Origin of the sequence: Streptomyces sp. NPDC014864 (genome assembly GCF_043081525.1) — a bacterium.
In the GTDB taxonomy this organism is placed as follows: domain Bacteria; phylum Actinomycetota; class Actinomycetes; order Streptomycetales; family Streptomycetaceae; genus Streptomyces.
Genome location: NZ_JBIBWT010000003.1, coordinates 132,229 through 150,786, shown reverse-complemented (window position 1 = coordinate 150,786; position 18,558 = coordinate 132,229). Strand labels below are relative to the sequence as shown.

The following is an 18,558-nucleotide window of genomic DNA, read 5'->3' as shown; positions in this document are numbered from 1 at the left end:
TCAGCCGAGGGCGCGGTCGAGGTTGTAGGCGGCGCTGATCAGGGACAGGTGGGTGAAGGCCTGCGGGAAGTTGCCCTGTTGCTCGCCGGTGCGGCCGATCTCCTCGGCGTACAGGCCGAGATGGTTGGCGTAGGTGAGCATCTTCTCGAAGGCCAGCCGGGCCTCGTCCAGCCGGCCCGCCCGGGTGAGGGCCTCGACGTACCAGAAGGAGCAGATGGAGAAGGTTCCCTCGTCTCCGCGCAGCCCGTCGGAGCCGGCCTGGGGGTCGTAGCGGTAGACGAGGGAGTCGGAGACCAGGTCCTCGGTCAGCGCGTCGAGGGTGGAGAGCCACTTCGGGTCGGTGGGGGCGATGAACTTCGCCAGCGGCATCATCAGCACGGCCGCGTCCAGCACGTCGCCGTCCTCGCACTGGACGAAGGCACGCCGCTCGGCGGACCAGCCGCGGCCCATGATGCGGCGGTAGATGGTGTCGCGGCACTGCAGCCAGCGGGGCAGGTCGGCGGGGAGCCCTCGGCGGTTCGCCAGCCGGATGGCGCGTTCGATGGCCACCCAGCACATCAGGCGCGAGTACAGGAAGTTCCGGCGGCCGCCGCGGGTCTCCCACACGCCCTCGTCTGGCTGGTCCCAGTGGTCGCAGACCCAGTCCACCAGGGCGCTCACGTCGTCCCACTGGTCGCTGGAGATGGGCTGCGCCCACTTGTCGTAGAGGTAGACGGAGTCGACCAGGGCGCCGTAGATGTCGAGCTGGAGCTGGTCGGCGGCGGCGTTGCCGACGCGGACCGGGGCGGAGCCCTGATGCCCCTCCAGATGGCCCAGTTCGCGTTCGGGGAGCTCGGTGCGGCCGTCGATGCCGTACATGATCTGCAGCGGTCCCGTCGCCCTGCCGTCGCCCGGGCTGATGTGCCGGGTGAGGAAGCGCATGAACGCCTCGGCCTCGCCCGAGAAGCCGAGCCGCAGCAGCGCGTAGACGCAGAAGGCGGCGTCCCGGACCCAGACGTAGCGGTAGTCCCAGTTCCGCTCGCCGCCGATCTGCTCGGGCAGGCTGGTGGTGGGCGCGGCGACGATGGCGCCGGTCGGCGCGTAGGTGAGCAGCTTCAGGGTGAGGGCGGAGCGGTGGACCATCTCCCGCCAGCGTCCGCGGTAGCGGGAGGCGGACAGCCAGTTCCGCCAGTAGGAGACGGTGGCCGCGAACTGTTCCTCGGCCTCGGCACAGGCGCACCGGCGCGGTGTGACCCCACCGCCGACCTGGTCGAGGGCGAAGACGGCGGACTCGCCCTCGGCGAGCTTGAAGTCGGCCAGCACGTCCGGGCCGTGGGCCTCCACGGGCACGGTGGCGGTCAGGGCGAGGGCCCGGTCCGCGGACTCGAACAGGGCGGTGCCGCCGACCGTGCGGACGGTGTGCGGGTCGAGGCCGTAGTTGAAGCGGGGGGCCACCCGGGCCCGGAACGGCAGGGTGCCGCGCACGCACAGCACGCGCCGGATGAGCCGGTGCCGGTCGGACTCGGCGGAGCCGGCCGGGTCCCCGGTGACCGGCATGAAGTCCTGTACCTCGCCGACGCCGTCCTCGGTGAAGAAGCGGGTGATCAGCACGTTGGTGTCGGGGAAGTAGAACTGCTTGGTCCGTGCCCCCTCGGCGGCGCCGAGTTCGAAGCGGCCGCCCCGCTCGGCGTCCAGGATCGCGGCGAAGACGCTGGGGTCGTCGAAGGAGGGGCAGCAGTACCAGTCGATCGTGCCGTTGCTGCCGACGAGGGCGACGCTGCGCAGGTCGCCGATCAGACCGTGTTCGGCGATCGGCACATAGCGGGGGATGCCCGTGAAGGTGTCCGGGGCGGTCTGGCGGCCCGGGGTCTCGGCCATGGCGGCGGCCTCCCTGTCCGGGAACGCGCGGGCTGCCTGGCGCCCGCGGGCTGCTTCCAGCTTAGGTGGGGGCGGCGGCGTTCGGGGGTTTCCCGGGACGGCGGAGAGGTACCCCTGCCACAGGCCCGGCCGGGGTCCGCGCAGTGGAGCCGGTCGCGTGCGGTGGGTCACCGCGGCGGCCCGTCGTGCCGCTTCCGGATGCAGGGCGCGGCCGGGCGGGCAATGGTGGAGAAAGCCCCGGTCCCGCGGCACGGCGCCACTGCGGCAGTCCGGCCCCACAGGACCCGGGCCCGAGGAGGAGAGACATGTCGACGTCACAGCCCGATGCATCCCGCCCGCCCGGGGACCGTGCCACCCCGGACAACCTGCTCCACACCCGAACCGGCACCGAGGTCTCACCGGAGGACCTGGTGCTGGCGACCGGCCGGGACATCACTCCCAAGAACCTCGAGTGGGCCAAGCGCAAGCTGGAGGCGGAAGGACCGGCGGCCCTCGACAAGCTGCTGCCTTAGGAACCGGGGCGATGCCCCCGCCCGCCGGGGCGGGGGCGGATCCGGGGCCGGAGTCGTGCTCCGGTCCGGATCCGGGGCCGGAGTCGTGCTCCGGTCCCTTCCCGAGGGCGCCCTCGTGCTGTCAGACTCCCAAGGGTGCCCGACTTCGACATGCTCGTGATCGGATCCGGACCGGGCGGCCAGAAGGCCGCCATCGCCGCGGCCAAGCTGGGCCGCCGGGTCGCCGTCGTCGACCGCCCCGACATGGTCGGCGGGGTCTCCATCCACACCGGCACCATCCCGTCCAAGACGCTGCGCGAGGCGGTGCTGTACCTCACCGGGCTCACCCAGCGCGACCTGTACGGGCAGAGCTACCGGCTCAAGGAGGACATCACCGTCGCCGACCTGACCGCGCGCACCCAGCACGTGGTCGGCCGCGAGGTCGACGTCATCCGCAGCCAGCTCTCCCGCAATCACGTGTCCCTGTTCGCCGGGACCGGCCGCTTCGTCGACGACCACACCGTCGCCCTGCGGGAAGTGACCGGCGACGAGCGGCGGTTGAGCGCCGAGCACATCGTGGTCGCCACCGGCACGCGCCCGGCGCGGCCGGACAGCGTGGAGTTCGACGGGCGGACCATCATGGACTCCGACAACGTGCTCACCCTCGAAGGGGTCCCCCGGTCGATGGTCATCGTCGGCGCCGGGGTGATCGGCATGGAGTACGCCTCCATGTTCGCCGCGCTCGGCAGCAGGGTGACGGTGGTCGAGAAGCGCGCGGGGATGCTGGACATGTGCGACGCCGAGGTCGTGGAGTCGCTCCGCTACCACCTGCGGGATCTCGCCGTGACGTTCCGGTTCGGGGAGACCGTCGCCGCGGTCGAGCGCCATCCGGGCGGCACGCTGACCGTGCTGGAGAGCGGCAAGAAGATACCCGCCGACACCGTGATGTACTCGGCGGGCCGGCAAGGTCTCACCGACGAACTGGACCTGCACAAGGCCGGGTTGACCGCCGACGCGCGGGGCCGTATCGCGGTGGACGAGCACTACCGCACCGAGGTGCCGCACATCTACGCGGTCGGCGACGTCATCGGCTTCCCCGCGCTGGCGGCGACCTCGATGGAGCAGGGGCGCGCGGCGGCGTACCACGCCTGCGGGGAGCCCGTCGGGCGGATGCACCGGCTCCAGCCGATCGGCATCTACACGATTCCGGAGATCAGCTTCGTCGGGCGGACGGAGGACCAACTCACCGAGGACCGGGTCCCGTTCGAGGTGGGGATCTCACGCTACCGAGAACTGGCCCGCGGGCAGATCATCGGCGACTCGCACGGCATGCTGAAGCTGCTGGTCTCGCCCGGGGACCGGACCCTGCTGGGAGTGCACTGCTTCGGCACCGGCGCGACCGAGCTGATCCACATCGGACAGACCGTGATGGGCTGCGGCGGCACCGTCGACTACCTGGTCAACGCGGTGTTCAACTACCCCACCCTCGCGGAGTCCTACAAGGTCGCCGCCCTGGACGCCACGAACCGGCTGCGCCAGATCGACCGGCTGGACGGCTGACGCGCCCGGGCACCGCGGCGCCCAGGGCCGGGTCCCTCCGCCGGGCTCACGGCGGGGTGACATCCGGCGGGCTCACGGTCGGGCGCCCCCCGGCGGGCCGACGGCCGAGCGCCGTCCGCCGGGCTCACGGCCGGGCGCCGTCCACGGGCTCACGGCCGGGTGACGTCCGGTGGCAGGGGGTCGTCGTCCAGCGGCGGCGTGTCGTCACGGACGATGTGGACGGCGGCCTCCTCGGCCCCGGCCGCGCCCGCGTCGATGCCCACGTCGGCGGCGATCTCGTCCTTCTCGGTGTCGGCGTGCGCGCCCTCGTCCGGGGCCACCAGGCGGCCGGAACGCTCCTCCCCCACCTCCCGGTCGACCGGCTCGCCCTCGCCGCCGGGGAGGTCGCCCACGCCGTCGCCCTCCGGCTCCCCGACCTCGGGCACCTCCTGTGCCAGGCGCTGGTCGAGCGTCTCGCCCGCCTGCTGCTCGGCGGCCGTCGTGCCGTACTTGGTGACGCCGAGCGGCTTCTCGGGCGGGGAGTAACCCTCGTCGAGGAGGTCGTCGTAGGACCGCTCGTCGAGCGCGTCCTCCAGATCCAGCGGCGCGGCGTCCTGCTGCTCCTCGTTGCTCCCGGTGGGCTGGTAGGCGTCGTCGGCCATCGGATCCGTGCTCACGGGCCTCTCCTTCTCCTCGGCTTCTCCGTGTCCCGCCTCCGCGGGCTCCGCGCGGGCGGCTCCCGCGGGACGTCCTGGTCCGCGTTTCCCGGTGGGCCGGTCCCAATCAAAGTGCGTGGCAGGGACACAGGTTGAACTTCGGACAGCGAGTGGAGAATTACCCTCCGGTCAATCTTGAACGGGCAACCAGCACGGCTATCATCACTGCCACACACGGTGTGACCGTCCGGCGACGCAGCGGCCGAACGGGGCAGGCCCCTTGTTTCTCCGGCTGCCCGGCCCGGGGCCCTCCTCCGGACGGACCCGCGCCGGCCACCCCCCACCCCCCTTACGCCGCCCGGGCGCCCCACCCCTGGCGTCGTGCACGACGGAAAGCAGCGCATCCATGAGCAAGAGCAGCGGCCGAGGGTTGCAGGCCGACGCCCTCGGCACGTTCGACACCGTGGTGATGGCCGTGGCGGGCAGTGCCCCCGCGTACTCGCTGGCGGCGACCAGCGCGGTCCTGGTCGGGGCGGTGGGGCTGGCCAGTCCGGCGGCACTGCTGTACTGCGCGATACCCATGCTGGGCATCGCGCTGGCCTTCAGCTACCTCAGCCGGATCGATGTCAACGCGGGCGCCAGTTACTCCTGGGTGGGGCGGACCCTGCACCCCTTCCTCGGCTTCGCCAGCGGCTGGGCGCTGGTGATCTCCGCGACCATCTTCATGGTGGCCGGGTCGCTGCCGGCCGGGTCGATGACACTCGCCCTCTTCGCTCCCGAACTCGCCGACGACACGGCCCTGTCGACCGTCGTCGGAGCGGCCTGGTTCCTGGTGATGCTGCTCGTGGTGCTCGGCGGCGCCCGACTCACCGTGCGGGCGCAGCTGCTGATGTCCGGCGTGGAACTGGTCCTGCTCGCGCTGTTCGCCGTGCTCGCCCTCTTCCACACCGACAACGCCCGTGTCTTCGACTGGTCCTGGCTGGGCTTCAGCCATTTCGACGGAGTGGCCGGGTTCGCCTCGGGGGCGCTGATCGCCGCGTTCTACTACTGGGGCTGGGACGTCACCAGCAACCTCAGCGAGGAGACCCGCAACAGCCGCCGTACGACCGGGCTCGCCGGACTGATCGGCGTGGGCATCGTGTTCCTGCTGTTCGAGGTGTTCACCATCGCGGTGAACGTCATCCTGACGTCGCGGCAGATCCAGGGCAACGCCGCCAACGTGCTGGCCGTGCTCGGCGAGGAGGTCTGGCCGGGATGGGGCGGCAAGCTGCTCACCGTCTCCGTGATGCTGTCCACCATCGCCACCCTGGAGACGACGCTCATCCAGGTCACGCGCTCGCTGTTCGCGATGGGCCGGGACCGGACCATGCCGTCCGCGCTGGGCCGGGTGCACCGCACCTGGAACACCCCGTGGGTCGCCATCGCCGTGGTCGGCGCGGTGGCACTGGCGATGTTCATCGCGTCCAACGCGCTGGGCACGGTGGGCGACATCCTCTCCGCCGCCATCTCGGCCATCGGCCTTCAGATCGCCCTGTACTACGGACTGGCGGGTCTCGCGGTCGTCGTCGCCTACCGCAGGATGCTGCTCAAGTCGGTGGCCCACTTCGTCCTCGGCGGACTGTGGCCGCTGCTGGGCGCCCTGTTCATGTTCTGGGTCTTCCTCGAGTCGCTGGGCGAGCTGAGCCCGGCCGCCGTGGCGATCGGGCTCGGCGGCCTCGCCGCCGGGCTGGTGCCGATGCTGTGGTACTGGCGTCAGGGCAGTGACTACTACCGCCCGGCCAAGCTGGACGCCGCCCGCGCCGTCACGTTCGACTACGTCCCCGACCGCGGGCATCCGGGCGAGCAGGTCCGGCTGTACGAGGGTCTCCCCACCGACTTCTGAGGGAGATCCCGATGGCGCGAGACCGCCACGCCCCCGACTTCGACCCCGACTGCGGGGACGCGCCCCTCACCTCCGCCCGCCACGACATCGTCATCGGCCGCTGGCAGGGGGTGCGGGACCTGCTGCGGGACACCGGCGCCGACTGGGCCCTGCGGGGCCACCGGATCCGGCTGCTGGCGCAGGCGTGCGCGAGCAGTTCGACCGTGGAGTCCTGGCTGGCCGCCGAGCCGCGCGGCGCCGACGCGCTGGTGCTGCGGGCGGCGACGGAGACGGCACGGGCCTTTCAGCTGGCCATCGCGGCGGGCCGGGGCGTGCCCATCGAGCGGGACCGCATCGACGCCGCGGTGCTGGCCTGTCTGCGGGCCGCCGAGGCGTACCCGGCGGACCCCACGCCGTGGATCTCGCTGATCTCCGTCGCCCGGCTGCACCCGGGCGGTGTCCGGCGGGGGGATCTGGCGCAGTGGTGGGACGAGGTGCACCGGCGCGATCCCTTCAGCGTCGAGGGCCACCTGCAGGTGCTCCACTACTACTCCGCGCGCTGGCACGGCACGCACGGCATGATGTACGACTTCGCCCGCGAGGCCGCCGGAGCGGCGCCGCCCGGCTGCGCGCTGCCGGTGCTGGTCCAGTACGCGCGGGTCGAGGAGTTCCGGTACGTGCTGGACTGCGCGCAGGGCCGGCGCTCCGCCGTGGGCTCCGGGCAGCACTGGGACCACGACGGGGCCGTCAGCGACGTACGGCGCACCTGGGAGCGCTGGGTGCTGGGCCGCGCGGACTCCGCGGTGACCCCCGTCGAGCTGCGTGACCTCAACTACCTGGCGCACGCCGCCTGTTACGCGGGAGTCGACGATGTCGCCGCCGGGGCGCTGCGGTTGCTCGGCCGCCGGGCCAGCCGCACCCCGTGGTCGTACACCGGCGATCCGGTCAAGCAACTGGAGCGGGTGCGCAGGGAGGCGGGGCTCGGGCCGTGACGGGCGGCCGGCGCGGGGGCGTGGGCGAGGCGAGGACGCGGTCGGGCCGCCGGACCGGCGGGCCGTGTCCGCGCCGGTCGGCGCGCTCCGCCGACGCGGGGTCGAACGCGCCGCGCACGGCCGCGCCGATCACGGGAACGATACGGGACCCGCTATCGTCTACAGTTCAGTAGACGGTCTACAGAAGTGTAGACATCCGCAGCGAAAGGGCGCGCCGATGATCCCACCCCCGCACCTGGCGTCGCAGCTCGCCGTCAATGTGCTCGACGCCCAGTCCCTGCTGGCCGCCTTCGGCGTGCTGGGTGTCGGCGTGGTCATGTTCGCCGAGACCGGGCTGCTGATCGGCTTCTTCCTGCCGGGCGACTCGCTGCTGTTCACGGCGGGGCTGCTGTGCACCGGCGGGGCCGACCGGGGAGTGCGGCTGGCGTTGGCTCCGCTGCTGGTCGCGGCGGTGGTGGGCGCGCTGGCCGGCTCGCAGTGCGGCTATCTGCTGGGCCGCCGGGCGGGCGGCGCGCTGCTCGCCCGCAGCCGCTCGGAGCGCCTGCACGAGGGTGCGCGGCGCGCCGAGGAGCTGCTGGACCGCTACGGACACGCCAAGGCGATCGTGCTGGCCCGCTTCGTGCCGGTGGTGCGCACGGTGCTCAACCCGATGGCCGGCGCCCTCGGCGTGCCCGCCCGCACCTTCACCCTGTGGCAGGTCTTGGGCGGTCTCGTCTGGAGCGTCGGCCTCGTGCTCGCGGGATACGCGCTGGGCTCGTCGATCCCGAACGTCGACAAGTACCTGCTCCCCGTGATCGCGCTGATCGTGATCGTGTCGCTGATCCCGCTGGCCGTCGAGGTGCTCCGCTCCCGCCGGGCCGCGAAGGCCGGGGAGGCGCGCGGATGAGGCCGGCGCTCAGGGCCGCCTCGCTCGACGGATCCGCCTACACCTACGTGGTGGACCTGGCCCGCCACTCCCCCGCCTGGTTCGACGACACGGTCTCGGCGTGGTCGGCGTACGGGCTGGCCGTGTTCGCGGTGCTGATGCTCGTGGGCTGGTGGCGGGCGCGCCGGGTGAGTCCCGAGGCCGCGGTGACGGCGCTGGGGGTGCCGGTCGTCGTGGTCGCCGCCTACGCCGTCGACGCGCTGGTGAAGCTCGGTGTGCGGGAGGTGCGCCCCTGCCGGACCCTGCGCCTGGTGACGCTGGAGGCCTGTCCGGCCCGCACGGACTGGTCCTTCCCCAGCAACCACGCGGCGATCGCCGCGGCGGCCGCGGTGGCCCTCTTCTTCGTCTCCCGCCGGCTCGGCGCCGTGGCGGCCGTGGCGGCCGCCGCGATGGCCGTATCCCGGGTGTGGGTCGGCGCGCACTATCCGCACGACGTGCTGGCCGGGCTGCTGCTCGGCTCAGTCGCGGCCCTCGCCGCGATGCGGGCGCTGCGGCGCCGGCCGGACGCGCCGGCCCGGTGCGTCGCCGCGACTCCGCTGAGGCCGCTGCTGGGCGGGCCCGTCGCCGGGAAGGGCGCCGTACGAGGCGCGGGGTGACCGGATGAGGCGCAGGGAGACCGCCGACCTGGCGGGCAGCGTCGGGCTCGGCGCGTGGGCGGCGTTCACCGTGCTCGGCCTGTTCGTCGCCGGTTCCGGCGCTCCGCCGGCCGTGGACACCGGGCTGTTGTCCTGGTCCGTGGCCCACCGACCGGTGGTGGCGGTGGCCGCGGCCCGGGGGCTGACCGCCACCGGGACCGGGGTCGTGCCCTACGCGCTGGTGGCGCTGGCCGGTCTCCTCCTCGGGCGCGCGCGCCGGCAGCGGGTGCTCACCGCGGGCCTGGGCGTCGCCTGCCTCGCCGCGGGCCAGGCCCTGCGCTACGGCGTGATGGAGCTGGCCGCCCGTCCCCGGCCGCCGCGGCAGGACTGGGACACGCACGCCTCGGGCTGGGCGTTCCCGTCCGGGCACACCACCACGTCGGCGCTGGCCGCCGGGCTGGTGATCGCGGCGGTCTGCCTGCGCGCCCCCCGGGGACGTACGGCGTTCTGCCTGGTCGCGGGGTGCTGGGCCGTGCTGGTGGGGCTGACCCGGGTGTATCTCGGCGTGCACTGGTTCACCGACGTGGCCGGCGGCTGGCTGTTCGCCCTCGGCTGGCTCGGCGTCTGCCTGGGCGTGGCGGCCCGGTGGCTGCCCTCCCGCCTGGTGGCCGGCCTGGGGCCGGCGTCCGGAGCGCCGGTGGAGGAGGACCCCGGCGACGGTCCGGGCCGCGCACCCCGGGCGTGACGCACCGCGCCGCCACCGGCCCGGCGGGAGCCGCAGGGCCCGGTGACGCCCGGCGGGCCGGTACCTCAGGAGCCCGCGGCCCGGTGCGCACTCGGTGCGACGTACAGGCGCAGGGCGCCGGACCGGTGGGCGGGCCAGGACCGGGCGTAGGCCGGTGGCCGGTCGCCCGGGAGCGTGAGGACGGCGACGGGGATCCGCTGTGCGGTGCGCACGAGGCCGTCCGAGGTGATGTTGGCGTTGTGGCCCCCGGTCGCCAGGGAGGAGCAGCCCGCGTAGAAGGCGAGGGGCACGGCCTCCTCGCCGGTGAGCGCGCAGGGCGGACGTACCCCGAGGCGGTGCAGTTCGGCGACGGTGCGGTCCCAGGCGCGGCGGTCGGCGGTCGTGCGGTCCACGGTGTGGGCGAGGACGGCGTACTGGACGGCGAGATGCCCGGCGAGCGCGAGGGCGACCAGGGTCACGGCCACCGGCCGCCCGGCCCGGCCCGGTGCCGTGACGAGGTGGACGAGGGCGTCGGCGACCGGTACCGCCAGCAGGGCGTAGGCGGGCAGCAGGAAGCGGGGGGCCGCGTAGCCGATCATGAACAGGTACGGGAAGGCGGCCGTGGCGGCGCAGGCCAGCGCGACGAGTGTGGGGGCGGTCCGCCGGGCGCGCCGGGCGACCACGAGGCCCAGCAGGGCGAGCAGCGGCAGGACGAACCACCAGCCGACGAGCACCGGTTCGGGCAGGGGGCCGGTGCACGGGCGGCACAGGGTCCGTCCGTCCAGGCTGCGTAACTGGTCGGCGACGGCGAGGTGCCAGCCCAGGCCGCCCTGGATGGCCGAGCCGTCGGACAGCCGCTGGAGCAGGCCCCCGTACGAGACGTAGGCCTCGACCACCCACTCGGCGGACCCGGAGGCCAGTCCGGCGAGCAGCGCGAGGAGGGGCCGCCCGTGCCGTCGCACCGCGGCGAGGACGAGCAGCGGAAGGATCACCCACACCGCGTCCATGGGGCGCATCCACGCCATGAGCGCCGTCCCCGCGACCAGGCCCCACAGCGCGGCGCGGTCGCCGGGGCGTGCCCGGGCGCGCAGGAAGCAGCCCGCGCAGACGAGGGCGCCGACGGCGACCCAGTAGTTGGGCATGGCCTGCGGGCCGTAGAAGAGCGTCACCCACAGGGAGGCGAACAGGGCCCCGGCGAGGGCGAGGACGCGCGGGGGGAACAGGTCACGCCAGACCCGCAGGGCCAGGTACAGGGCGAGGCCGGACAGCAGGGCGAGGTAGACGCGCAGCAGCGAGGTGGACGTGGACCAGGCGGCGACGGGCGCCACGAGCAGCGGCACGCCGCGGGCGCGCGGGGCGCTGAAGAAGGCCGCTGGGGCGTGCGGGCTGACCTGGCTGATGTAGACGGTCTCGTCCCAGCCGAGGCCCATGGGGGGCCGGACGAGGAGGAGTTGGGCGAGCGTGAAGGCCGCCGCGACCGCGGCGAGGAGACCGTCGCCGCGCAGTCGCGGGACCCGGCGCGACGCGCCTTCGGGTCCGGAGCGGCGGGGCCCGGCGAGTATGACGTGGCTGATGTCGGTCATCTCCCTCTCTCGCCCCTACAGGATGTAGGGTTCTGTCGACGCCACAGTCTGCCGGACCGTGAGCGGGAGTCGGGCGGGATTTCCGGAAAGATCATGGACAAAGTAACCCGCGTCGGTCGGGCACGCAGGCGCGATACCGCCACCCGCCTGACACCCCCTACGCGCTGTAAGGTTGCGGGCATGGCTGGCACGGTGCCTCACGGCAGGACGGAACGACGCAGCTCGGGAGAGCTGGAGAGCGAGGTCCTCGCGGCACTGTGGGCCACCGAACGGCCGCTGACGCCCGTCGAGATCCAGTCGGAAATCGGCGGAAACCTGGCCTACAACACCGTGCACACCATCCTGAAGCGGCTCTTCGACAAGGGGCTGGTGCTGCGCGAGGTCGACGGGCGGCGCGGCGCGTACCGGCCGGCGAAGAACGCGGCGGAGCTGACCGCCCAGGCGATGCACGAGGCCCTGGACCGCGGCCCCGATCCGATCGCCGCCCTCCAGCAGTTCGTCACCGGGCTGAGCCCGGAGGAGGAGCGGGCGCTGCGCGAACTGCTCAACGGAGGCGCGGCGTGAGGCTCGACGTCTACGTCCCGCTGCTGCTGTCCCTGCTGCTCGCCGCGATCAGCCCCGTGGTCGGACGGCGGGTGGCGCCCGCGCTCGCCGCGCGGGTGCTGACCGCCGCCTCCGCGGTGACGGCCGCGGCGACCGTCTGGTCCCTCGTCCTGCTCACGGCCACCCTGCTCGACGACGCGCCGCCCGTGGTCGCGCACGCCCGGGCGCACGGGCAGCGGCTCGCCGCGCCGGTGCCGGAGGCCGTCGGCCTCGCCGCCTGCCTGGCCCTGACCGTGGTGGCCCATCGGCTGTGGCGCGCCGTCCGCGCCGAGTACGGCACCCGCCGGGCGCTGCGCCGGCTTTGCGCCGCGCAGCCCGGGGACACCGAACTGATCGTCGTCGCCTCGCCGGTGCCGCAGGCGTTCGCCGTCCCCGGCAGCCCCGGCCACATCGTGGTCACCTCCGCCATGCTCGGCGCACTGGACCCGGTCGAGCGGCGGGTGCTGCTCGCCCACGAGCGCGCCCATCTGAACCACCGGCACGCGCTGCTGATGACCGCCGCGAACCTGGCGGCCCGCGCCAACCCACTGCTCACACCGGTACGCAGCACGGTCGCCTTCCTCGTCGAGCGCTGGGCGGACGAGCGGGCCGCGGACGCGGTGGGCGACCGCACCGCCACCGCCCGCGCGCTGGCCCGGGCGGCGCTCACCGCCGGGCATGCGAAGCCGTCGTGCGCGCTGGGCTTCACCGACCGGGCGGTCACCCGCCGTATCGCGGCCCTCCAGTCGGCCCCGCCCCCGCACCTGTGGTCCGTCGCGGCGGCCGTCCTCGCCCTCGGCCTGCTCCCGGCCCTCGGCGCCGCCGACGCCACGGACGACCTGCTGCGCCTGCTGACGAACGTCCTCGCCTAGGAGCCTTCTTCCGGATCGGGCCGGCTCCGGGCGACGGTGCCTTCCGAGGTGCCCGAGCGGGGTCGGGTGAGTGCAGCCGACAGAGAGGCCCTGGTGTTCACGCGGCGCCTTTGAACTGCGCACGCAGAAGGGCGTCGAAGACGCGGGCGCCCAGCAGGCGCCGGGTGTGAACGAGCGCCTTCGCCGCGGGCGTGACCACGTAGCGGGTCCTCGGCCGGGCGGCGGTGGCGGCGTGCTCGATGGCCTTGGCGACGGTCTCGGGCGGCGCGGAAAGGATCGTCGAGCGGTAGGACTGCGCCATCTGCTGGTCGGCTGCGGTGTTCAGCGCGGCGTAGGGGCCGGCCGGGGCGGCGGAGCCGGACAGGGTGCGGGCCGCGGTGTCGCCGAAGGAGGTGCGGATCAGACCGGGCTCGATCAGGCTGACCTTGACACCGAAGGGCGCGGCTTCGAAGCGCAGGGCGTCGGTGAGGGCCTCCACGGCGTACTTGCTGGCGTGGTAGTAGCCGCCGACCGGGAAGACGATCCGCCCGCCCATGGACCCGACGTTGACGATCCGCCCCCGGGACGCGCGGCGCATGCCCGGCAGGACGAGCTGGGTCATGCGGGCAAGACCGAAGACGTTGGTCTCGAACTGACGGCGTACGCCGTCCAGGCCGGTCTCCTCGATGGTGCCGTACTCGCCGTAGCCGGCGTTGTTGACGAGGACGCCCACCGAGCCGTGCTCCGCCTCCACGGCCGCCACGGCACGGGCCATGGACGCCTCGTCGGTCACGTCCAGTTCGAGGACGCGGGCTCCCGCGGCGGCCAGGTCGGCCAGGGTCTCGGGGCGGCGGGCGGTGGCGTAGACGCTCAGCTCCGGGCGGCGGGCCAGACGCAGGGCGGTGACACGACCGATGCCCGAGGAGGTTCCGGTGATCAGTACGGAGGTGGTCATGACGGTTCCTTGCGGGGTGTGTGAGGGCGGTTCTTCGTGCGGTCGAGACCGGCCACGATCAGTGCCACTCCCTGGCGCAGGCGCCGGGCCGGAGCGTCGGGGTCGGAGAGGTCGGCCTCCAGGCCGCGTGTGAAGGCCAGCAGGAGTTCGGCCACTTCGGTGGCGTCCGTGTCCGGGTGGTCGGCGGCGACGGCAGCGGCGACCAGATCACGCATGGCGGTGTTGTACGCCTCGACCTGCTCGGCCGAGATCCGGGTATCGACGCCCAGCAGCTCGGCCGCGTGGGCGGGACTGTCACGCCACAGCCGTACCGCCAGCCCCAGTTTCGCCTCCAGCGCCGCGGCCAGGCGGGTGCACAGGTCTCCCCGGGCGTCGACCGCGTCGTGGGCCCCGGCCAGAGCGTCGGCGAGCAGACGCGCCGCCAGGCGGCGGAACGCGTCCTCCTTGTTGCGTACGTACTGGTAGACCCCGGGGCGGGACAGACCGGCCTCGCGGGCGATGTCGTCCATGGTCGTGCGCCTGACCCCGTGCCGGGTGAAACACGTGTACGCCGCGTCCAGGATCAGCTTGAGCCGCTCGTCCTCCAACATGCTGACAATATTTGCATGAAATGTCAGTTCGTATCAAGGGGGCTCCGTCGGTGCTGCCCTCGACGGCCGCCGACCCGGCGGTCCCTGCGACGAGGATCTTCCGCCGGCGCCTTGCCCCGGCCGGGACCGCCCCGATCCGGCACCTCGGTCCGGAGTGGACAGGGCGCCCCGCGACGGATCGGTCAGTGGACACGACGGAGACCGGGGCGGGCGTGCCGAGCGACTCCGTACCGTCGCGGTCGTCGCGCGGAGGACGGCCGGCCAGTCGCCCGCGGACGGCCCGTCCGCACGGGTCCCCGCCCGGGACGCCCGCCCCACCAGGACGGCCGGGGCGGGCGCGGCGCGGTTCAGCGCACGTTCGGGCGGCGGTGCGGGGGCTGCTCGGGTGCCGGGAGGTGGCGCAGCGGCGGCACCGGGCAGGCCGTGGGGGCGTCCGGGCGCACCGTGACCGGGGTGCCGTGGTGCCGGATGGTCAGCGCCGGTCCCGCGAGCAGGCGGTACGTCGCGCTCTCCTGGCCGACCTCCACGCGCAGCCTCCGGCCGCGGAAGAGCAGCGAGAAGGCCAGCCGGCTGAACTTCTCCGGCAGCCGGGGCGCGAACTCCAGCGCGTCGCCCGCCCGGCGGGTGCCGCCGAAGCCCGCCACCAGCGCCATCCAGGTACCGGCCAGCGAGGCGATGTGCAGCCCGTCGCGCGTGTTGTGCTCCAGGTCCTCCAGGTCCATCAGCGCCGCCTCGGCCGCGTAGTCGTAGGCGAGGCGCAGATGGCCCGCCTGGGCGGCGATGACCGCCTGGACGCAGGCCGACAGCGAGGAGTCCCGTACGGTCAGCGGCTCGTAGTAGGCGAAGTTGCGGGCGATGTGCTCCTCGTCGAACTCGTTCCCGCAGGTGTACATCGCCAGCACCAGGTCCGCCTGCTTGACGACCTGCTTGCGGTAGAGGTCGAAGTAGGGGAAGTGCAGCAGCAGCGGGTACTGGTCGGGACGGGTCCCGGCGAAGTCCCAGCGCTGGTAGCGGGTGAAGCCCGCGTGCTGCTCGTGCACCCGCAGCTCGTCGTTGTACGGCAGGTGCATGGCCTCGGCGGCGTCCCGCCAGGCGGCGGCCTCCTCGTCGTCGGCGCCGAGCCGGTCGGCGTGCTTCGGGTGGCGTTCCACGACGTCGGCGGCGGCCAGCAGGTTCGCCCGGGCCATGAGGTTGGTGTAGGTGTTGTCGTCGGCGACGGCGCTGTACTCGTCGGGGCCGGTGACGCCGTCGATGTGGAAGGCGCCGTGATGGTCGTGGTGGCCGAGCGACCGCCACAGGCGGGCCGTCTCCACCAGCAGCTCCAGTCCCGTGTCCCGCTCGAAGTCCTCGTCGCCGGTGGCCGCCACGTACCGCACCACCGCGTGCGCGATGTCGGCGTTCACGTGGAAGGCGGCCGTGCCGGCGGGCCAGTACGCGGAACCCTCCTGCCCCTCGATGGTCCGCCAGGGGAACGAGGCGCCGCGCAGCCCGAGCTGGGCCGCGCGCTCCCGGGCGGCCGGCAGGGTGCTCTGCCGCCAGCGCAGCGCCTCCGCCACGGCACCCGGCGAGGTGTAGGTGAGCACGGGCAGCACGAACATCTCGGTGTCCCAGAACGCGTGCCCGTCGTAGCCGGATCCGGTCAGCCCCTTGGCGGGGATCGCCCGCTGCTCGGCCCGGGCGCCGCCCTGCAGCACGTGGAAGAGGGCGAACCGGACGGCCTGCTGGATCTCCTCGTCGCCGTCCACCTCGACGTCGGCGCGCGCCCAGAAGTCGTCCAGATACGCCCGCTGCGCGTCCGCCAGGCCCGTCCAGCCGCTGTGCGCGGCGGCCGCGAGCGCCGCGTCGACCTGGTCGCTCATCGCGGGCAGGGAGCGGACGCCGGACCAGCCGTGCGCGACGAACTTCTCCACCCGCAGTCGCTGCCCCGGCTCCAGGACCGAGGTGACCGTCATCCGGGCGATGTCCGGGTGGCTCTCGCTGCCGGTCGTCGTGCGCTCGGGGCCGGTGACGACGTGGTCGGCGGCCACCGCCACCCGCAGACCGCTGTTCCGGGTGCGGTGGACCAAACGCAGCCGGTTGCCGGAGGAGAAGTCCTCCTCCGGCTCCAGGCACGCCTGCAGGGCCATCGCCGCCCGCGGGTCGCCGTCCGCCTCCGGGAGCTGCTCGTTGGCGACGAGCTCCGACTGGATCACCACGCGGGCCTGGCTGCCCACGGCCTCCACCTCGTACGCCACCGCGGCCACCGCCCGCTGGGTGAGCGAGACCAGCCGGGTGGAGCGCACCCGGACCGTGGAGCCGGCCGGGGAGACCCACTCGCAGACGCGCTCCATGAGGCCGGTGCGCAGGTCGAGGGTGCGCTCGTGGGAGACGAGACGGCCGTAACGCAGGTCGAACGGCTCGTCGTCGACGAGCAGCCGCAGGATCTTGCCGTTGGTGACGTTGATGACGGTCTGACCCGACTCCGGGTAGCCGTAACCGGCCTCCGCGTACGGCAGCGGGTGCACCTCGTGGACGCCGTTGAGGTAGGAGCCGGGCAGGCCGTGGGGTTCGCCCTCGTCGAGGTTGCCGCGCCAGCCGACATGGCCGTTGGACAGGGCGAAGACGGACTCGCTCTGGGCCAGGACGTCCAGGCTGAGTTCGGTCTCGCGCACCGTCCAGGGCTCGACGGCGTACGAACGGTGGGTGATCACGCGGCGCCTCCCCGGCCGTCGAGGAGGTCGGCGAGGTCCTTCACGACGACGCTGGCGCCGTGCGCGTAGAGGGCCTCGCGCTGGCCGACGCGATCGACGCCCACGACGTATCCGAAGCGGCCCGCGCGGCCCGCCTCCATGCCGGCCAGCGCGTCCTCGAAGACGGCGGCCTGCCCGACGCCGACGCCGAGGTCCCGGGCGGCGGCCTCGAAGGTGTCGGGGCGGGGCTTGCCGGGCAGCCCCCGCTCGCGGGCCACCACGCCGTCGATACGGACGTCGAAGAGGTGCTCGGCGTCGATCGAGCGCAGCACGTCGAGGGTGTTGGCGCTGGAGGAGACGATCGCCGTGCGCAGGCCCTTGGCGCGGACCGCGTCGATGTAGCGCAGCGTGCCGTCGTACGCCTCCACGCCCTCGGTGCGGATCCTGCGCAGCAGAAGTTCGTTCTTGCGGTTGCCGACGCCGTTGACGGTCGCCGCGTCCGGCGGGTCGTCCGGGGACCCCTCGGGCAGTTCGATGCCGCGGGAGGCCAGGAAGGTGCGCACTCCGTCGGCGCGCGGCCGTCCGTCGACGTACTCGTCGTAGTCGGCGGCCGGGTCGAACGGAGTGAAGTGCGCGCCGTCCCGCTCGCGCAGGAACGCGTCGAACGTCTCCTTCCAGGCGGCCGCGTGCACCACGGCCGTCTTGGTGACGACCCCGTCGAGGTCGAAGAGGCAGGCCACGATTTCTTCGGGCAGACCGAGCTCTGTCATACAGGCACCTTTCCCCGTGCGGCGGTGTCGAGAGAGTGTCGAGTGCCACATGGGAGCATTCGATGCCGCCCCGCGGGTGACACACTGTCCGGTGTGCCGCCGACCTTCGACGACCTTCTCGCCCGCGCCCGCCGCCTGGCCCGGGGCGGGCACCGCGCGCTGCTCGGCATCGCGGGCAGTCCCGGCACGGGCAAGTCGACCCTGGCCGCGCACCTGGTGCGGGAGCTGAACGGATCGGGGGAGCCATGGGCGGCGCACGTCCCGATGGACGGTTTCCACCTCGCCGACGCCGAGCTGGACCGGCTCGGCCGCCGGGACCGCAAGGGGGCGCCGGACACCTTCGACGCGACGGGTTACGCGGCGCTGCTCGGACGTCTGCGGGAGGAGCACGACGGCGAGACGGTGTACGCGCCCGGCTTCGAACGGGTTTTGGAGCAGCCGCTGGCGGGCGCGATCCCCGTGCCGCCGTCGGCCCGTCTGGTGGTGACCGAGGGCAACTACCTGCTGCTGGACACCGGCCCCTGGGCGCGGGTCCGGGCCCGGCTGGACGAGGTGTGGTTCTGCGAACTGGACGAGCCGGAGCGGGTCCGCCGTCTCGTCGCCCGGCACGAGGAGTTCGGCAAGGGCCACGAGGAGGCGGTCGCCTGGGTGCTGGGCACCGACCGGCGCAACGCCGACCTGATCGCCGCCACCCGGGACCGGGCGGACCTGATCGTGCCCGCAACGGTAGTGCCGGTCCCGGCACCGAACCCGCCCGCCGCGCCCGGCCCTCGCTGAACTCCCCGCGCCCGCGAGCCGTACCCCTGGGCACGGCGGAGGGTCCGCCGGTACGACGCGTGCAGCGGTGCCGCCCGCGCGGGGGAGCCGGAACGACGGCGGGGCGGGCACGAAGGGGCTCCCGCTCGCCGCCGCCTCACCTCCGCGGAACGGCGCCGCGG

General features: G+C 73.7%; 17 protein-coding genes. 10 read left to right on the top strand and 7 right to left on the bottom strand.

Annotation, left to right across the window (positions count from 1 at the left end):
- Positions 1-1,857 (bottom strand): glycoside hydrolase family 15 protein, encoded by a 1,857-nt coding sequence (locus ACF1A5_RS07155; RefSeq protein WP_392191827.1) that lies wholly within the window; start codon positions 1,855-1,857, stop codon positions 1-3.
- A 305-nt stretch (positions 1,858-2,162) separates the two neighbouring features.
- Here ACF1A5_RS07155 and ACF1A5_RS07150 point away from each other — a divergent pair, with 305 nt between their 5' ends.
- Both ACF1A5_RS07150 and sthA read left to right on the top strand, forming a co-directional pair.
- A complete protein-coding gene (locus tag ACF1A5_RS07150; RefSeq protein ID WP_392191826.1) occupies positions 2,163-2,369 on the top strand; it encodes a hypothetical protein in 207 nt (68 codons plus the stop codon).
- 135 nt (positions 2,370-2,504) lie between these two features.
- Positions 2,505-3,908, top strand: coding sequence for a Si-specific NAD(P)(+) transhydrogenase (gene sthA / locus ACF1A5_RS07145; protein ID WP_392191825.1), 1,404 nt, complete (start codon positions 2,505-2,507; stop codon positions 3,906-3,908).
- 149 nt (positions 3,909-4,057) lie between these two features.
- On the opposite strand, the gene ACF1A5_RS07140 is transcribed toward sthA, so the two are convergent.
- Positions 4,058-4,564, bottom strand: coding sequence for a DUF5709 domain-containing protein (locus ACF1A5_RS07140; RefSeq protein WP_392191824.1), 507 nt, complete (start codon positions 4,562-4,564; stop codon positions 4,058-4,060).
- A 385-nt stretch (positions 4,565-4,949) separates the two neighbouring features.
- On the opposite strand from ACF1A5_RS07140, the gene ACF1A5_RS07135 reads away from it, so the two are divergent.
- From ACF1A5_RS07135 to ACF1A5_RS07115, 5 genes are all read left to right on the top strand, one after another.
- Entirely contained in the window at positions 4,950-6,425 is a 1,476-nt protein-coding gene (locus tag ACF1A5_RS07135; protein ID WP_392191823.1) for an APC family permease, read from the top strand.
- An 11-nt stretch (positions 6,426-6,436) separates the two neighbouring features.
- Complete coding sequence (locus ACF1A5_RS07130) at positions 6,437-7,396, top strand: hypothetical protein (protein ID WP_392191822.1); 960 nt, start codon at positions 6,437-6,439, stop codon at positions 7,394-7,396.
- Positions 7,397-7,613: 217 nt separating this feature from the next.
- Complete coding sequence (locus ACF1A5_RS07125; RefSeq protein ID WP_392191821.1) at positions 7,614-8,282, top strand: DedA family protein; 669 nt, start codon at positions 7,614-7,616, stop codon at positions 8,280-8,282.
- Complete coding sequence (locus ACF1A5_RS07120) at positions 8,279-8,917, top strand: phosphatase PAP2 family protein (protein WP_392191820.1); 639 nt, start codon at positions 8,279-8,281, stop codon at positions 8,915-8,917. Before ACF1A5_RS07125 ends, ACF1A5_RS07120 begins: the two co-directional genes overlap by 4 nt.
- Before the next feature lie 4 nt (positions 8,918-8,921).
- Entirely contained in the window at positions 8,922-9,641 is a 720-nt protein-coding gene (locus ACF1A5_RS07115; RefSeq protein WP_392191819.1) for a phosphatase PAP2 family protein, read from the top strand.
- Between the two features lie 65 nt (positions 9,642-9,706).
- Here the strand turns inward: ACF1A5_RS07115 and ACF1A5_RS07110 are convergent, their stop codons facing one another.
- Positions 9,707-11,203 carry a hypothetical protein gene (locus tag ACF1A5_RS07110; RefSeq protein WP_392191818.1) on the bottom strand — a complete coding sequence of 499 codons (1,497 nt, stop codon included), beginning with the start codon at positions 11,201-11,203 and terminating at the stop codon, positions 9,707-9,709.
- Between the two features lie 180 nt (positions 11,204-11,383).
- Here ACF1A5_RS07110 and ACF1A5_RS07105 point away from each other — a divergent pair, with 180 nt between their 5' ends.
- Positions 11,384-11,767 (top strand): BlaI/MecI/CopY family transcriptional regulator, encoded by a 384-nt coding sequence (locus tag ACF1A5_RS07105; protein WP_392191817.1) that lies wholly within the window; start codon positions 11,384-11,386, stop codon positions 11,765-11,767.
- Positions 11,764-12,657, top strand: coding sequence for a M56 family metallopeptidase (locus ACF1A5_RS07100; RefSeq protein ID WP_392191816.1), 894 nt, complete (start codon positions 11,764-11,766; stop codon positions 12,655-12,657). Before ACF1A5_RS07105 ends, ACF1A5_RS07100 begins: the two co-directional genes overlap by 4 nt.
- A 97-nt stretch (positions 12,658-12,754) precedes the next feature.
- On the opposite strand, the gene ACF1A5_RS07095 is transcribed toward ACF1A5_RS07100, so the two are convergent.
- From ACF1A5_RS07095 to ACF1A5_RS07080, 4 genes are all read right to left on the bottom strand, one after another.
- Entirely contained in the window at positions 12,755-13,591 is an 837-nt protein-coding gene (locus tag ACF1A5_RS07095) for an oxidoreductase (RefSeq protein WP_392191815.1), read from the bottom strand.
- Positions 13,588-14,181, bottom strand: coding sequence for a helix-turn-helix domain-containing protein (locus ACF1A5_RS07090; RefSeq protein ID WP_392191814.1), 594 nt, complete (start codon positions 14,179-14,181; stop codon positions 13,588-13,590). The genes ACF1A5_RS07095 and ACF1A5_RS07090 overlap by 4 nt, the downstream gene beginning before the upstream one ends.
- 347 nt (positions 14,182-14,528) lie before the next feature.
- Positions 14,529-16,871, bottom strand: coding sequence for a glycoside hydrolase family 65 protein (locus tag ACF1A5_RS07085; RefSeq protein ID WP_392191813.1), 2,343 nt, complete (start codon positions 16,869-16,871; stop codon positions 14,529-14,531).
- The gene (locus ACF1A5_RS07080; protein ID WP_392191812.1) at positions 16,868-17,620 is read right to left on the bottom strand and encodes an HAD family hydrolase; all 753 of its coding nucleotides are present in this window, start codon (positions 17,618-17,620) and stop codon (positions 16,868-16,870) included. The genes ACF1A5_RS07085 and ACF1A5_RS07080 overlap by 4 nt, the downstream gene beginning before the upstream one ends.
- Before the next feature lie 93 nt (positions 17,621-17,713).
- Here ACF1A5_RS07080 and ACF1A5_RS07075 point away from each other — a divergent pair, with 93 nt between their 5' ends.
- Positions 17,714-18,397, top strand: a complete 684-nt coding sequence (locus tag ACF1A5_RS07075) for a nucleoside/nucleotide kinase family protein (RefSeq protein ID WP_392191811.1) — start codon at positions 17,714-17,716, stop codon at positions 18,395-18,397.
- Positions 18,398-18,558 lie beyond the last annotated feature (161 nt).